The following is a 17,012-nucleotide window of genomic DNA, read 5'->3' on the forward strand; positions in this document are numbered from 1 at the left end:
TCACCGGTTTAGTCATGAATGAAGAGCTTCTGTCGGATAAAATGGATCGGTGCGGGTTCGGATCGGGAACATTTTTGAATACAGGGGCTCTTCATGTTTTAAGGGGGTACAGGAGGAACACGATGAGTGGATTTGAGGAGAAGAGAAAACGGTTTGAATTGTTGATGAAACAGGCAGAGCTTCCGGCAGGTTTAACTGATCCTTATTTCCTGGATGGATGGATTGAACAGGTTGAGACCAATCGTACCAATCGCGAATGGCACATTCAGATCGGGAAGGACACATTGGTGCCTGCGCCGATCTATCGAACGTTCAGTCTGCATATTCAGGAGAAAATGAATCATATCGCAAAGATTACGTTTGGCTTTAAATATACGGATAAAGTGCTGTCCGGTGATATTGTGAATGAATACTGGAATTTGTTTCTCGAGTGGGTCACCCGCGAGATTCCATCAGTTAATGGCTGGATGAATCGTGCAATCGTGGAATGTGAAGCTGATTTGCTACAGCTGACTATGAGCGACTCTACGTCAATGGAACTTGCACGAAAGAAACAGATTGATCAAGCCATCACTACTTTCTATGAAAAGTATTTTCACCTGCCGCTGCGCATCAAGATACAGGTTGGTGAAGCGGGAAGCAACAAGGAAGCGATGGAGCAGTTCCAGGCGCAGAAGAAGGTAGAAGAGCGGCAGGTAATTGAGAAGATGATGAGCGAGGTCGTGGAGACTGAATTGCCAGAGGAAGAAGAGCAGGGCGACGTTCGTCTGCAAATGGGATATGAAATCAAAGAGCCGGCAGTGCCTATGCAGGAGGTTCAGGATGAGGAGAAAAAAATTACTCTTCAAGGAACAATCTTTGGTCTGGACCGTAAAGAGCTGCGCAATGGCAATACGCTGTTTACGTTCTATCTGACGGATTTTACGGACTCCATGCAGATGAAGATGTTTGCCAAAACGAAAGAGGATGTCAAGATTCTCAGCCTGCTGGCCAATGGGAAATGGGTAAAAGTGCGCGGGCGCGTAGAATACGACCGGTTTATGCAAATTCCTGAGCTGGCGATGATTCCATCCGATCTGACCGAAATTAAAGCACCGCCATCACGCAAGGATACAGCCGAGGAGAAGCGGGTAGAATTCCATCTGCACACTACGATGAGCACAATGGATGCCGTTACATCCATTGATAAATATGTGAAGACAGCTGCTGACTGGGGGCATAAAGCCATCGCTGTTACGGATCATGGCGGCGTACAGGTCTACCCGGAGGCAGCCAAGGCAGCGAAGAAAAATGGAATTAAAATGATCTACGGCCTGGAAGCCAATGTGGTGAATGACTCTGTAGCTGTTGTCCTGAATCCACAACCGATGGATCTGAAAACGGCCACGTATATCGTCTTTGATATCGAGACCACGGGACTGTCGGTAACGCAGAACAAAATCATTGAGATTGCCGCGGTCAAAGTGCAAGAGGGGAAAGAGATCGATCGATTCGCAACGTTTGTGAATCCGCATGAACGAATTCCATATAACATTCAGCAGCTGACCAATATTACGGATGAAATGGTTAAAGACGCTCCTGAACTGGAGCCTGTCATTCGTGACTTTGTTGCTTTTGCAGGTGACGGTGTGCTGGTGGCGCACAACGCGCGGTTTGATATGGGCTTTATTCAGGCGTCACTCAAAAACCTCGGTATGCCCGAGATGCCAAACCCGGTGCTTGACACATTGGAGCTGGCTCGGCTTTTATATCCAAAAATGAAAAATCACCGGCTGAATACGCTGGCGGACAAGTACAAAGTTGCGCTGGAAAGCCATCACCGGGCGATTGATGATACGATTGCCCTCGCGGGTATTCTGAATGGACTTATCAATGATGCAGCCCAATTAAAAGGTTTGACGATGCTGGATCGCTTGAACGATTTTGTTGGGGTAGATTTGTCAAACACACGTCCTTTCCACTGTGGAATCTATGCTCTGAATGATGTGGGCAAAAAGAACCTGTACAAGCTGGTTTCCCTGTCTCATACAGAATATTTCAAACGTGTTGCATGTATACCGAAGTCCAAGCTGGTAAGCTTGCGGGAAGGCTTGGTCGTTATATCCGGCTGTGAGAAGGGAGAGTTTTTTGAGGCGGTCCTTAACAAATCCGTGGAAGAAGCCGAGGAAATCGCGGAGTTCTACGACATTCTGGAGATTCAGCCGCTTACGATGTATATGCATTTGGTTGACAAGGGGCTTGTGGCGACGCCAGAGGAGCTTAAACTTGCGGTTCGCAAAGTGGTGGACATCGGAGCCAAACTAAACAAACCTGTCATTGCGACAGGGAACGTGCACTATCTGGAGCCAAGGGACAAGATTTACCGCGATATTACGATTCATGGCATTACCGGCTTCAGCCCGCTTAAAGATCAGCGTAAGCCGGATGCTCACTTCAGAACCACGGCCGAGATGCTGGAGGAGTTCCAATTCCTTGGGCAGGACAAGGCGTATGAGGTGGTTGTGACCAACACCATAGAGCTTGCTGACCGTTTTGAAGAGATCAAGCTGTTCCCGGATAAACTGTTCACGCCGATTTTGGAAGGTGCGGATGAAGAGATTCGGAATACCTGCTATAACACTGCAAAATCCATTTACGGAGAAGATTTGCCGGAGGTCATCGTGGCACGGCTCGAGAAGGAGCTTCAGCCGATTATCAAATACGGTTTCTCAGCCAACTATCTGATCTCGGAGCGTCTGGTGAAAAAGTCAAATCAGGACGGGTATCTGGTAGGCTCACGGGGATCGGTTGGGTCATCCGTTGTGGCAACGTTCCTTGGGATTTCCGAGGTTAATCCGCTTCCCGCTCACTACATCTGTGTGAATCCTGAATGTAAACATAGTGAGTGGTTCCTGGACGGAAGTGTACCAAGTGGATTCGACCTTCCAGAGAAACCTTGTCCGAATTGCGGAGGTAATCTGAAAGGGGAAGGGCAGGATATTCCGTTTGAAACCTTCCTTGGATTCAAAGGGGATAAGGTTCCCGATATCGACTTGAACTTTTCAGGTGATTATCAGCCGCATGCCCACAACTATACAAAAGTGCTGTTTAGTGAGAAGAGTGTATTCCGTGCAGGTACCATTGGTACAGTTGCCGAGAAGACAGCATTTGGTTTTGCCAAGAAATATGAAGAAGAACATCACAAAAAATGGCGCGGGGCAGAGCTTAATCGGCTGGCATCCGGCTGTACCGGTGTGAAACGAAGCACGGGACAGCACCCCGGCGGTATTGTCGTTGTTCCTGATTATATTGAAGTGGAAGATGTCACTCCGGTGCAGTACCCGGCAGATGATGTTACAGCCGAGTGGAAAACAACCCACTTTGACTATCACGCTTTTGAAGAAAATCTGCTGAAGCTTGATATTCTGGGGCACGATGATCCAACCATGATGCGTATGCTGCAGGATCTGACAGGCGTGGACCCAACGACCATTCCAATGAATGATCCCAAGGTTATGAGCATGTTCAACTCTACGGATGCGCTTGGTGTAACGCCGGAGCAGATTCGCTCTCCTGTTGCAACCTTCGGCGTACCGGAGATGGGAACCAAATTCGTGCGTCAGATGCTTGTCGAATCCCAGCCGTCGTCTTTTGCCGACTTGCTGCAGATTTCGGGGTTATCTCACGGTACGGGAGTATGGCTCGGCAATGCTCAGGATCTGATCAAAAATGGCACATGTAACATCAAGACGGTAATTGGCTGCCGGGATGACATCATGCTGTTCCTGATCTATAAGGCGGGAATGGATGCGAGCCTGGCATTTAAGATTACTGAAAGTGTGCGTAAAGGACGTGGATTGCCGCAGGAATGGATTGATGAGATGAAAAATTGCAAGGTACCGCAGTGGTACATTGACTCCTGTCTCAAAATCCAGTACATGTTTCCGAAGGCCCACGCGGCCGCTTACGTTATTTCAGCGGTACGGACAGCCTTCTTCAAGCTGTATCATCCGATCGAATATTATGCGACATATTTTACCGTTCGTGCAGACGAGCTGGATATCGAGCTGGTGTGTCAGGGCTATGATGCCATCTATCGCAAAATAGTAGAGATTGAACAGCTCGGCTTCCAGGCTCCGCCAAAAGAAAAGAACATGCTGCCTGTTCTCGAAATGGCGCTGGAAATGACGGCTCGCGGCTTCTCGCTTAAACCGATTGATCTGTATCGTTCCGAAGCGACAAAGTTCATTGTGGACGGAAAATCCTTGATTCCTCCGTTCTCTGCACTGGCAGGTATCGGGGATAACGCGGCTCGTAACATTGCGGCGGCCCGCGAACACGGTGAGTTCCTGTCGATCGAGGATTTCCAGCAGAAGTCAAAAGCGACCAAAACGATCGTGGAGCTGCTGACCAACATGGGATGTTTCCGCGGGCTGCCTGAGAGCAACCAACTTTCGTTGTTCTAAGCCAGGCCTGATCAGCTTGTTTTCCAATGGAAGAAACAGAAGGATCTGATTTTTTCTTCATTAGTGCGGCTGGCTCGCAAAGGATGGCTTACTTGTCACTATTACCAGACTATGTTATAATTTTTGAAGTGAACGAGATAGTACGAATTTCTGAAGAGTGGGGAAACCCACTCTTTAGTCTTTGGTATACAAGAATCTTGGGTATTTAATCATTTGCCAGCGATACTGCTGGTGTAACCTAAGCTGGAGGTTATAGGTTTTGAGCACAACGAATATTAAATCTACCGTGGAAGAAATGATCCAACCCTACTTGAACGAACAAGGCTTCGAGCTGGTTGACATCGAATACGTCAAAGAAGGCAGCAACTGGTTTTTACGGGTGTATGTCGACAAAGAAGGTGGAATTGACATCGACGATTGTGTCTTGATCAGCGAAAAGCTGAGCGCCAAGCTGGATGAGAACGATCCGATTCCATCTGTCTATTTCCTTGAAGTGTCTTCTCCCGGTGCGGAACGTCCACTGAAGAAAGCGGAGGATGTTGCCAAAGCTGTAGGTAAAAATGTGTTTGTCACAACCTACGAGCCGGTGAATGGAATGAAGGAGTTCGAAGGCAAGCTGATTTCCTTTGATAACGGGGAGCTTGTCATTGAATCAGGCAAGAAGCAGCATACCGTTTCTTATGAAAAGGTTGCCAGTGCGCGCCTGGCTATTTTGTTTTAAGTGCCTTGTTCACTTGATTAATGAAAAAGACACATCTCACGATAACGGCAAGGTGCTCACAAGTTTCGAGCCTTTCGCCGTTTTACGTATGAGATGCCATGTTTGAAAGGGGGATCAACATTCATGAGTATGGATTTTATTGAAGCAATGAATGAATTGGAACGGGAAAAAGGGATTAGCAAGGATGTGCTGTTTGAAGCAATCGAAGCTGCACTTATCTCCAGCTACAAGCGTAATTTTAACACGGCCCAGAACGTACGTGTTGACATGAACCGCAATACGGGGGTAATTCGGGTGTATGCCCGCAAGCTGATCGTAGAAGAAGTTCTGGATTCGCGCACGGAAATTTCGTTGCCTGCTGCACGGGAAATCAACCCACACTTCCAGCTGGAAGATATTGCGGAGATTGAAGTTACGCCGCGCGACTTTGGACGTATCGCCGCACAGACGGCCAAACAGGTTGTTACCCAGCGAATTCGTGAAGCCGAACGCGGCCTGATCTACAATGCTTTCGTAGATAAGGAAGAAGATATCGTTACGGGAGTAGTGCAGCGTCAGGATTTGCGCAATATCTACATCGATCTGGGCAAAATCGAAGCGGCACTGCCTCTTACCGAGCTCATGCCGAACGAAAAGTTTGTTCATGGTGATCGCATCAAGGCATACATCACCAAGGTAGAAAATACGACCAAAGGGCCGCAAATCATCTTGTCACGTACTCACCCGGGACTGCTGAAACGTCTCTTTGAACTGGAAGTGCCTGAAATTTTTGACGGCGTAGTGGAGATTCGCTCCGTTGCTCGCGAAGCTGGATTCCGTTCCAAGATTGCAGTTCACTCCCGCAACGAGGAAGTTGATCCGGTGGGCTCCTGCGTAGGTCCAAAAGGAATGCGCGTGCAGACCATTGTGGGTGAGCTGCGCGGTGAGAAAATCGACATCGTTCGTTATTCCGAACAAGTGGACGAATATGTGGCTAATGCCCTGAGTCCTTCCAAGGTGTTGGAGGTTCACGTGTTCGAGGAGGAAAAGATGGCTCGAGTGATCGTTCCTGACTATCAACTGTCCCTTGCCATTGGCATCAAAGGCCAAAATGCCAGATTGGCAGCCAAACTGACAGGCTGGAAGATCGACATTAAGAGTGAGAGCCAGGCGGAGCAGGAATTCGGTAGAGAAAAAGATTCTTCTTCAGAAATGCACCAGGATTCCGTCTCCGTCGACTAAAGGAAAGCACGGGGGGCGCTGACGTATGAAACCAAAAAAAGTGCCGATGCGCAAATGTGTCGCTTGTCAGGAAATGATGCCTAAAAAGCAGCTGATTCGCATCGTTAAAACGCCTGAGGATGAAGTGTTGATTGATTTGACGGGCAAAAAGTCTGGACGCGGCGCATATTTGTGTGGCAAAGAGTCCTGTTTCAAGCTTGCACTTAAAAATCGGGCGCTGGACCGGGCGCTGAAAAGCAAAGTTTCACCCGAGATATATGAACAGCTTGCTGCTGACTTCATTGCAGTAGAGGATGAATTTATTGCTGCACAGGGGCGTGAAGAGGATGAGTGATGCAAAAGTATTATCTTACCTCGGGCTTTCTATGCGTGCTGGCAAGCTTGTTACAGGTGAAGAAATTGTACTGAAAGCGATCCGTTCAGGTGACGCCAAGATGGTTATTGTTGCAGGCGACGCTTCGGCGAATACACAGAAGAAATTTCGCGACAAATGTGGTACTTACAAGGTTCCGCTTCTTATCGGTTGGGATCGCGACCGTATTGGGTCAAGCATCGGTAAAGATACGCGGGTGGTTCTTGCAGTAACAGACCTTGGGTTTGCAAAAATGATCTCCAAGCAAGTCGGTATAATGTCGGAGGTGGAGTATATTGAGTAAACAGGAAAACAAGGAAAAATTGCGAGTTTATGAATATGCGAAGTCCCTTAACATGAGCAGCAAGGAAATTATAACCATTCTTAAAAAGCTGGATATTCCCGTTAACAATCATATGAGCGTTATGGAGAATGGTTCAGTCAGCAAGGTGGAACAATTTTTTAAAGATATCAAATCCACTGCCGCATCCAAACAGGGTGGCGAAGCCAAATCGGTAGCCACTTCGTCCGTGCGCAGTGACAAACCAGTGGACAGCAACAAGCCGGGCGGCGGAGTGAACACGCCGAAGAGCGGCAGTACAACCGGTAGTCCCGTACAAACAAAAATACAACAGGAAAAGCAGGTAGGTATGAACAATAGACCAAATTCCAACAATAACAATGGCGCTCAAAGATCAAGCGGCCAAGACAGCCGTAACAGAACAACAACTTCCCAAGGCTCAAACCAGGGAGGACAATCAGGAAATCGTCCAAGACCGGCTTCGAGTGGTCAAGGAAACACGGGGTCCCGTCCGCAAGGCACGGGTCAACGTCCGAACAATAGCGGCGGTCCTGGCAGAACTTCAGGACCTAACAGCGGCAACCGTAGCGGTGGCCAAGGACAAGGGCAGGGACAAGGGCAGGGACAAGGTGGCCAACGCAGAGGCGGTCAAGGTAACTCAGGCAGCAACAATGGAAATCGCTCCAACAATAGTGGCGGTGGACGTCGCTTTGACGACAATCGCGGTGGCGGAGGCAATTTCCGCAATAACCGTGGCGGCAAGAACAACCGCAACCGAAATCAGCAACAGTATGTACAGCGTGAAAAAATTGATAACACACCGAAGAAAATCATCGTACGTGGTGATATGACGGTTGGTGAAACAGCGAAGCTGCTTCATAAAGATGCTTCCGAAGTTATCAAAAAGCTGATTGGTATGGGGGTTATGGCAACCATTAACCAGGAGCTTGATATTGATACGATTCTTCTGCTTGCAGGTGAATTCGGTGTTGAAGTTGAAGTGAAAATTGTGCTTGAAGATGACCGTTTCGAAAATGTCGAGGAGAATGATGATCCTGCAGATCTGCAGTCCCGTCCTCCGGTTGTAACGATCATGGGTCACGTTGACCATGGTAAAACAACATTGCTCGATGCGATTCGCTCCACGAATGTAACGGGCGGCGAAGCTGGCGGTATCACACAGCACATTGGTGCATATCAAGTTGAGATTAACCATAAGAAAATTACGTTCCTGGATACACCGGGTCACGAAGCGTTTACAGCGATGCGTGCGCGTGGTGCACAGGTTACGGATATGACAATTATTGTTGTAGCTGCAGATGATGGTGTTATGCCACAGACGGTTGAGGCGATTAACCATGCCAAAGCTGCTGGTCTGCCGATTATCGTTGCAGTCAACAAAATTGACAAACCGGGTGCTGATCCTGATAAAGTGAAGCAGGAACTGACCAACTATGAACTCGTTCCGGAAGAGTGGGGCGGAGATACGATCTTTGTAAACGTATCTGCGAAACAAAGAATGGGTCTGGAAGGTTTGCTTGAAATGATTCTTCTCGTTGCAGAAGTAAATGAATACAAAGCAAATCCAGATAAACGTGCTCGGGGTACGGTGATTGAAGCCGAACTCGATAAAGGACGTGGGCCAGTTGCACGTATCCTTGTACAGCATGGTACATTGAAAGTCGGAGATGCGTTCGTAGCGGGTAACTGTTTTGGCCGTGTACGTGCAATGGTCAATGATAAAGGCCGTCGTTTGAAAGAAGCTGGACCGTCTACTCCAGTAGAAATTACAGGTCTGACGGAAGTGCCAGGTGCGGGAGATCCATTCATGGTGTTTGAAGATGAGCGTAAAGCTCGTTCTATTGCTGAAAAGCGTGCCATCACGCAACGTGAATCAGATCTGGGCACGAACACTCGTGTAACTCTGGATGATTTGTTCCAACACATTAAAGATGGCGAGATTAAAGATTTGAATGTGATCATCAAAGGTGACGTGCAAGGTTCGGTTGAAGCGTTGAAAGGTTCCCTGGCGAAGATCGAAGTTGAAGGCGTACGCGTGAAGATCATTCATAGCGGTGCTGGCGCGATCACGGAATCCGACATCATCTTGGCCGCAGCTTCTAATGCCATCGTGATCGGTTTCAACGTTCGTCCTGAAAATCAGGCAAAAATTACTGCGGATCAAGAACAAGTAGACATTCGTCTGCACCGCGTTATCTACAGCGTGATTGAAGAGATTGAACAAGCGATGAAAGGTATGCTCGATCCGATCTACAAAGAAAAAGTTATCGGTCATGCTGAAGTTCGGAATACCTTCTCCATCAGTAAAGTGGGTACCATTGCAGGTTGTATGGTTACCTCGGGCAAAATCACTCGTTCTGCGGAAGCACGCCTGATTCGTGATGGCATCGTCCTTTACGAAGGCAAGCTGGATTCCCTGAAACGGTTTAAAGATGATGCCAAAGAAGTAGCTCAAGGTTACGAGTGTGGTATCACATTGGACAAATACAACGATCTCAAAGAAGGCGACGTTATCGAAGCCTTTATTATGGAGACCGTACAACGATAAGCAAGGAAGCATGAGGTGAACAACAATGGCTAAGATTCGTACAGGTAGAGTGGGCGAGCAAATCAAGAAAGAATTGAGTTTGCTTATCCAGTCAGAACTGAAAGATCCACGTATCGGTTTTATTACCGTTACGGGTGTTGAAGTGACTGGCGACTTGTCGCAAGCCAAAGTTTATCTGAGTGTCTTCGGTGAACAGGAGCAGAAGGATAATTCGCTTAAAGCACTTGCGAAAGCAAACGGCTTCCTGCGCACGGAGCTGGGCAAACGCATCCGGTTCCGTCATGTTCCCGAATTGATATTCAAGATCGACGAATCGATTGCATACGGCAGCCGGATTGAAAAGCTGCTGGGCGATATTGGTTCCGACAAAAACGAATCCCAGTAACAGAATAGAGGAGACGGCAATGCACACTTATGAACAGGCGCTCCAGGCAGGCAAACAATTCCTGCTGGAGCATGACGATTACCTGGTCGTGTCGCATGTACAGCCGGACGGTGACGCAGTCAGCTCGACGGTAACGGTGGGCTGGCTGCTGTCATGTCTGGGGAAGACATTCACCATGATTAATGAAGGTGAAATTCCACAGCGCATGCGTTTTTTATGGCAGGCCGATGCCATTGTGAACATGACCGAACAACCCCCGGAGCGTAAGTATAAAGCGATCATCTGTGTTGATTGTGCTGATTTTGCCAGAGTGGGTCTTTCCCGTCAATATTTTGAAGAAGACGCCATAATTTTGAATATTGATCATCACCCAACGAACAACGGTTATGGTGCAGTAAATATAATCAAATCAGATGCAGCGGCAACAGCCGAAATTTTGTTTGATTTTCTGCAGCTTTTCAATATTACGTGGAACAAGGACATTGCAACGGCAGTATACACAGGTCTGTTGACAGATACGGGCGGGTTCCGTTATGCCAATACAAGTCCGAATGTAATGGCCGTGGCTTCGCGTTTGCTGGAACATGGTGTGGATGGTCCTCATCTTGCGCAAATGCTGCTGGAGGAAGTTACGCTTCCTCAGGTTCGCATTCTGAACAAGGCGCTCTCTTCATTGCAGATGACAGAAGATGGCAGAGTGGCCTGGGTTGTTATTACACCAGATGACATGCAGGCATGCGGAGCAGTTAATGAAGATTTGGAAGGAATTGTGAACTTCGCTCGAAACATTCGTGGTGTGGAAGTAGGTATCTTTTTCAAAGTCATCAATGACAATGCAGTGAAGGCATCCATGCGCTCAGCTGGTAAAGTAGATGTTGCAGCGTTAGCACAGACCTTTGGCGGCGGCGGACATGTGCTCGCAGCAGGCTGCCGGTTGGAAGGCAAGCTGGAGGAAGTCGTGGAAAAAGTGCTGAAGCAGGTGAACTTACAATGGTAAAGCCGTTTGAAGGTGTGTTGCCAGTGTATAAGCCAGCTGGTTTTACTTCTCATGATGTCGTAGCCAAAATGCGTCGGATCCTAAAGATGAAACGTATTGGTCATACGGGTACGCTTGATCCTCAGGTGACCGGGGTTCTCCCGCTCTGCCTGGGGCGGGCTACACGAGTGGTCGAGTATATGCAGGAGCTTCCCAAGGAATATCTGGCAACGCTCAGGCTGGGACTTGCCACAGACACAGAAGATCTGACCGGTGAAGTCATTGAACGTTCAACGTCGGCTGTAGAAGTAACACAGGCTCAGGTACAGCAGGTGCTGGAGCAGTTTCTTGGTAACATATCACAGGTTCCACCCATGTATTCTGCCGTAAAGGTTGATGGGAAACGATTATATGAACTTGCACGTGAAGGCAAAACGGTAGAACGCAAGAGTCGTGAAGTTACCATCTACGAGCTGGAGCTGACCGGAATAGAGAGTAATGATGGCACAACCGACATATCTTTTCGTGCCTTATGCTCGAAAGGAACGTATATCCGTACATTATGTGTAGATATCGGCCGCAAGCTTGGGTTCCCGTCTACAATGGTGAAGCTGGAACGTACCATATCTGCAGGAATATCTGCAGAGCATTGTCTCCATATAGAAGAAGTTGAAAAGCGCATGGCTGAAGGCACGCTGGCTGAGGCGCTGATCCCGGTAGATGAAGCGATTCCTTCTATTCCGGCCCACAAGGTCGGAGAAGAGCAGATGAAAGGAGCGCTTCAGGGGCAAAAGCTGTCCGCTCGTCTGCTGGAGCCGCCAGTGGAGCAGCCTGGCCTGCTTCGTCTCTATGCTCAGGATGGCACGTTTCTGGGGATATTTGAGCGGGATGAATTGAAACCAACCGTGAGGGCTGTTAAAGTTTTCTTACCGGAATAAAAAGGAACCAGGCTTGGAGTGATGACGAGGTTCAAGCTTGGCCCATCAAGTGAAATGCAGGTGAATGATTGTGAAAACCGTAATGTTAACCTATCCGCAGACATTACAATCCGCGGAACTGAGTACACATCCCCAAGTGCTGGCAATTGGTCAATTCGACGGGCTGCATCTCGGTCATGCAAGCGTCATTCTATCCGCTGTTCGCATCGCGCGGGAATCGGGTAAGAAGGCAGCTGTCATGACCTTTCATCCACACCCGAAGGAAGTTATGCGCAAAGGGGATTACGAGGGATACCTTACCCCGCTGAGAGACAAAGAAGAGATTTTGGCCGGTATGGGAGTGGATATTCTCTACGTGGTTGAATTTAATGAATCTTTTTCAAAGTTATCTCCAGAGCAATTTGTGCATGAATTGTTACTTCCTCTTCAGACACAAACTGCCGTTGTCGGATTTGATTTTCGTTTTGGTCATAAAGGAGCGGGCGATGAACAGTTGCTGCGTACCTTGGGTGGAAGCGAGATGACGGTAGAGACAGTTCCTCCGTTTCTGCTTGGCGGGGAGAAGGTGAGCAGTTCACTCATCCGTGCGCTGCTGAAACGTGGCGAAATGGATGAGGCCAGTCAGTGGCTTGGCCGTCCATACAGCGTTAGAGGTACCGTTATTCATGGAGAAAAACGCGGGCGTACCATTGGTTTTCCCACCGCTAACCTTGAGCTTGTCGATCATTATGTTACGCCAGCCAAAGGGGTTTATGCTGTGCGGGTGAAGGTCGGCACTCAAGAGCTCGCGGGTGTAATGAACCTGGGTGTCAAACCGACTTTTCACGAGAATGGCATGAAACCGACCTATGAAGTGCATCTGCTTGATTTTGATGGTCAAATCTATGATCAGGAACTGAAAGTGGAACTGGTGCATTACATTCGAAATGAGCAAAAGTTTGGCTCGATTGATGCCTTGATTGCTCAGATTCGCCAAGATGCATTGACTGCTGCTCGTCTGTTATCCTGAAAATGGAATAAAACAAGGGATGTTTACATTTTTCATTTAAATTGATGTTTACATTTACTTTGTCCGGGCAACTATGATATAATGTACTACGTTGTCGATTGAGACGACATTAACCTTAGCTTGGTTGCAGGCTCTCACCGGCGGTGACGAGGCTAACGGCGATTATAATGAAGGAGGTGAATAGGATGGCATTGACTCAAGAACGCAAACAACAACTGATCGACGAGCACAAAACTCATGAGTCCGATACTGGATCACCTGAGGTGCAAGTTGCTATCCTTACGGAAAACATCAGAAGTTTGACAGACCACTTGCGCACGCATAAGAAAGACCACCACTCCCGTCGTGGACTTTTGAAAATGGTAGGTCAACGTCGTAAGCTTTTGGCTTACGTGAAAAACAAAGATGTTAAACGTTACAGCGCACTGATCGAAAAACTCGGATTGCGTCGTTAATTATCGTACATGTTTTCAAACTCAACCTGGCTGTTATCCGCCTTTTCTTTTGTCTAAAAGGACAAGCGGACCTCACAGCCGGGTTGTTTTGTAGATGAACATGTTGCCATATATTTGTAGCTGAGGGCTCCGCAAGGAGCTTTTGTTTTGCAGGTATGCCTTTGTTCAGCATAACCATTGCTAATGAATGCCGGACAAGCAGGAAATACTGTGAATATGCAGAATCCATTGTGATAGGAACGAATTAAAGGAGGGATTTCATGGAACAGCGTGTTGAAATGCAGCTTGGTGGAAGAAAGCTTACGCTTGAGACCGGGCGTTTGGCCAAGCAGGCGAATGCTGCCGTTAAGGTGACATACGGAGATACCGTCGTATTGTGTACCGTGACAGCATCAAGTGAGCCGAAAGATCTGGACTTTTTCCCACTGACGGTGAACTATGAAGAAAGATTGTACGCTGTAGGTAAAATCCCGGGTGGATTTATCAAGCGTGAGGGAAGACCATCCGAGAAAGCGATTCTGGCAAGTCGTCTGACAGACCGGCCGATTCGTCCATTGTTCCCGGAAGGTTTCCGTAACGATGTACAGGTTCTGAATATTGTAATGAGTGTGGATCAGGACTGCGAGCCACAAATCGCTGCGATGATCGGTACTTCGGCAGCACTGAGCATTTCCGATGTTCCGTTCAGCGGGCCGATTGGCGGTGTGAAGGTTGGTCGTATTGATGGTGAGTTTATCATTAATCCTACCATTGCTCAGCTGGAAGTGAGCGATATTGAACTGGTTGTAGCCGGAACAAGAGACGCAATTATGATGGTTGAGGCCGAAGCAAACGAAGTACCTGAAGAAGTGATGCTTGAGGCAATCATGTTCGGGCATGACGAGATCAAAAACATTGTAACGGTGATTGAACAGCTGGTACAGGTTGCAGGTAAAGAAAAAATGGAAGTGAAGCTCCATGCTGTAAACGCAGAAGTGAACAGCAGTGTGCGTGAGTTTGCAAGCGCACGTCTGGTGGAAGCTGTTAAAATTGCGGAGAAACACGCTCGTCAGGATGCGATTGACGCTGTGAATGACGAAACGGTTGCTCATTTTGAGGAGAAATACCTTGAAACACCGGAATTGCTGAAAGATGTGAAAGAAGTGCTGCACGATATCGTCAAAGAAGAAGTGCGCCGTCTGATCACACATGATAAAGTACGTCCGGATGGACGCGGCCTTGCCGAGATTCGTCCAATCGAATGTGACACTTCCCTGTTGCCGCGTACACACGGTTCAGGTCTGTTCACACGTGGACAAACACAAGCACTGAGCGTTTGTACTCTGGGTGCGCTGGGTGACGTTCAAATTCTGGACGGCATCAGTCTGGAAGAAACCAAACGTTTCATGCATCATTACAACTTCCCGCCGTTTAGCGTAGGTGAAGCTCGTCCGCTTCGTGCGCCAGGACGTCGTGAAATCGGACATGGTGCGCTGGGTGAGCGTGCGTTGTCCAAGGTCATTCCTTCGGAAACGGACTTCCCGTACACGATCCGTCTGGTGTCTGAGGTATTGGAATCGAACGGTTCTACGTCCCAGGCAAGTATTTGCGCAAGCACACTTGCGATGATGGATGCAGGCGTACCGATTAAAGCTCCGGTAGCTGGTGTAGCGATGGGTCTGATCAAAGATGGAGAGCATGTATCCATTCTGAGTGATATTCAAGGTATGGAAGATCACCTGGGTGACATGGACTTCAAAGTAGCGGGAACACCTGATGGAGTAACGGCTATTCAAATGGATATCAAAATCGATGGTATTGACCGTCAAATTTTGTCCGAAGCGCTGGCACAGGCAAAAGAAGGACGTATGCACATTTTGGGCAAAATGACCGAAGTGATGAAAACGCCGCGTGAGCAGCTGTCTCAGTATGCGCCTAAAATTACAACGATGCACATCAATCCGGATAAAATCCGTGATGTTATCGGTGCTGGTGGTAAAATTATCAATAAAATCATCGAGGAAACCGGTGTTAAAATTGATATTGAGCAGGATGGCCGTGTCTTTATCGCTTCTTCCAATCAGGAGATGAATGATAAAGCCAAAGCAATTATCGAAGGCATTGTACGCGAAGTGCTGGTTGGCGAAATCTATGTCGGCAAAGTAAAACGCGTTGAAAAATTCGGTGCATTCGTTGAAGTGCTTCCTAACAAAGAAGGTCTGGTACACATTTCACAGCTTTCTACAGAGCGTGTGGCTAAAGTGGAAGATGTGGTGGCAATCGGTGATTCGATTACAGTAAAAGTAACCGAAATCGACCCGCAGGGCCGAATTAACCTGTCCCGCAAGGCTGTATTAACAGCGGAAGCTCCTGCGCAATCCTAGGCTGCTGACGTTTGAATAACCATTGAACGATTGAATGAAGAGACAGAATGCGAATTTCTGGCTCTTTTTTTAACGTTTAAATTGCAGCGTATGCAGCAGGCGCAGACGGATTGCGGGATTTAATCATAATCCTGCCCTTGTCCTCATATGATGGGGACAAAGACGGCGGGAGGATGGAGCTGTGAGAAACCAATCCAAAAAACTGGCGGTTGTTCTCGCGGGTGTGGCAGCGGTCATGCTAATCGGACAAGTCGGCAGTGTACGTACATACATTACGGAAATCCGCGACGGACCAGGGACACAGAATGCGTTTGATATGTTTAAGGAAGCGACCGGGGAAGAATCACTATTATCTGCGATCAAGGATAAGGCAGCTGAAACCCGGATTGCTCCGGTGAATGCCAGGGTTGATCGTGTGTGGAAAGCGATTCCCGGTTACAACGGTCTGGAGATTGATGTGGAGGCGACCTATCGCAAGGCGCTGAGCGGCACGTGGAACACCAAAATTCCATATGTGTATCGTCAGATTGAGCCGGATATCCAGCTGAAAGACCTGGGTGCACATCCGGTCTATCGAGGCAATGCCAATAAACCGATGGTTTCTTTTATGATCAATGTAGCCTGGGGCAATGAATTTCTCGTCCCGATGCTGGACACGCTGGATGCCGAAAAGGTGAAGGCTACTTTTTTCCTGGATGGCAGCTGGCTGAGTAAAAATGCGGAACTGGCCAAGGAAATTCAAAAGCGTGGGCATGAAATATCCAACCACGCTTATTCACATCCGAATATGAGCCGATTGAGTGCGGAGCGGGCAAAACTGGAGATTAGTAAAACGCAGGACCTGCTGCATCAAACGCTTGGTGTGGAGAATCGCTGGTTCGCACCGCCTTCGGGTGATTTTAATCAAAAGACGGTAGATATCGCAGCTTCAATGGGCTTGCAAACGGTACTGTGGACGGTAGATACCGTGGATTGGCGGAAACCAAGTCCGGATTCCATCATTGCTAAAATAGCAAAGAAAACCGAAGCTGGTTCATTAATCCTTATGCATCCTACTGCTTCCTCGGCAGGAGCAATGAAAGGCATGATTGATTCGATTCGGGCCAAGGGACTGGTGCTTGGAACAGTCAGTGAAACGTTGTCTTCGGAACGGGTGAAAGGCAACGCGGTTGAGTGAATACTGTTTTTTTGTTAATATCAAAAAGTTGGAACCAAATGTCGATTGCAATCTGCAAGGATTGAGATCACGGCAATTATAGAGATGTAGGAGGGCCAAC

At 48.0% G+C, this 17,012-nt stretch carries 13 protein-coding genes; all 13 read left to right on the forward strand.

Annotated elements, in window-relative coordinates; genetic code table 11:
• Positions 1-122 precede the first annotated feature (122 nt).
• The 13 genes from IEW26_RS16525 (at position 123) to IEW26_RS16585 (ending at position 16,912) form a co-directional block, all read left to right on the forward strand.
• Positions 123-4,445, forward strand: a complete 4,323-nt coding sequence (locus tag IEW26_RS16525; RefSeq protein ID WP_188593134.1) for a PolC-type DNA polymerase III — start codon at positions 123-125, stop codon at positions 4,443-4,445.
• 259 nt (positions 4,446-4,704) lie between these two features.
• The gene (rimP, locus tag IEW26_RS16530) at positions 4,705-5,166 is read left to right on the forward strand and encodes a ribosome maturation factor RimP (protein ID WP_111270040.1); all 462 of its coding nucleotides are present in this window, start codon (positions 4,705-4,707) and stop codon (positions 5,164-5,166) included.
• A 123-nt stretch (positions 5,167-5,289) separates the two neighbouring features.
• On the forward strand, positions 5,290-6,387 hold the full coding sequence (gene nusA, locus IEW26_RS16535) for a transcription termination factor NusA (protein ID WP_090923835.1): 1,098 nt from the start codon (positions 5,290-5,292) through the stop codon (positions 6,385-6,387).
• A 25-nt stretch (positions 6,388-6,412) separates the two neighbouring features.
• Positions 6,413-6,721, forward strand: coding sequence for an RNase P modulator RnpM (gene rnpM / locus IEW26_RS16540; protein WP_110893089.1), 309 nt, complete (start codon positions 6,413-6,415; stop codon positions 6,719-6,721).
• The gene (locus IEW26_RS16545) at positions 6,714-7,043 is read left to right on the forward strand and encodes a L7Ae/L30e/S12e/Gadd45 family ribosomal protein (RefSeq protein WP_111270041.1); all 330 of its coding nucleotides are present in this window, start codon (positions 6,714-6,716) and stop codon (positions 7,041-7,043) included. The genes rnpM and IEW26_RS16545 overlap by 8 nt, the downstream gene beginning before the upstream one ends.
• Entirely contained in the window at positions 7,036-9,609 is a 2,574-nt protein-coding gene (infB, locus tag IEW26_RS16550) for a translation initiation factor IF-2 (RefSeq protein ID WP_188593135.1), read from the forward strand. Before IEW26_RS16545 ends, infB begins: the two co-directional genes overlap by 8 nt.
• A 25-nt stretch (positions 9,610-9,634) precedes the next feature.
• Positions 9,635-9,994, forward strand: a complete 360-nt coding sequence (gene rbfA / locus IEW26_RS16555; RefSeq protein WP_110893083.1) for a 30S ribosome-binding factor RbfA — start codon at positions 9,635-9,637, stop codon at positions 9,992-9,994.
• Between the two features lie 19 nt (positions 9,995-10,013).
• Complete coding sequence (locus tag IEW26_RS16560; protein WP_188593136.1) at positions 10,014-10,991, forward strand: DHH family phosphoesterase; 978 nt, start codon at positions 10,014-10,016, stop codon at positions 10,989-10,991.
• Positions 10,985-11,908, forward strand: coding sequence for a tRNA pseudouridine(55) synthase TruB (gene truB, locus IEW26_RS16565; RefSeq protein WP_188593137.1), 924 nt, complete (start codon positions 10,985-10,987; stop codon positions 11,906-11,908). The genes IEW26_RS16560 and truB overlap by 7 nt, the downstream gene beginning before the upstream one ends.
• 70 nt (positions 11,909-11,978) lie before the next feature.
• Positions 11,979-12,917 carry a bifunctional riboflavin kinase/FAD synthetase gene (locus IEW26_RS16570; protein ID WP_373288490.1) on the forward strand — a complete coding sequence of 313 codons (939 nt, stop codon included), beginning with the start codon at positions 11,979-11,981 and terminating at the stop codon, positions 12,915-12,917.
• Positions 12,918-13,102: 185 nt separating this feature from the next.
• Positions 13,103-13,372 (forward strand): 30S ribosomal protein S15, encoded by a 270-nt coding sequence (gene rpsO, locus IEW26_RS16575; RefSeq protein ID WP_056700672.1) that lies wholly within the window; start codon positions 13,103-13,105, stop codon positions 13,370-13,372.
• A gap of 260 nt (positions 13,373-13,632) precedes the next feature.
• A complete protein-coding gene (pnp, locus tag IEW26_RS16580) occupies positions 13,633-15,735 on the forward strand; it encodes a polyribonucleotide nucleotidyltransferase (protein ID WP_111270046.1) in 2,103 nt (700 codons plus the stop codon).
• 181 nt (positions 15,736-15,916) lie between these two features.
• Positions 15,917-16,912, forward strand: a complete 996-nt coding sequence (locus IEW26_RS16585; RefSeq protein ID WP_229729889.1) for a polysaccharide deacetylase family protein — start codon at positions 15,917-15,919, stop codon at positions 16,910-16,912.
• Positions 16,913-17,012: the final 100 nt, after the last annotated feature.

The organism is Paenibacillus silvae (assembly GCF_014639235.1).
Taxonomy (GTDB): domain Bacteria; phylum Bacillota; class Bacilli; order Paenibacillales; family Paenibacillaceae; genus Paenibacillus; species Paenibacillus silvae.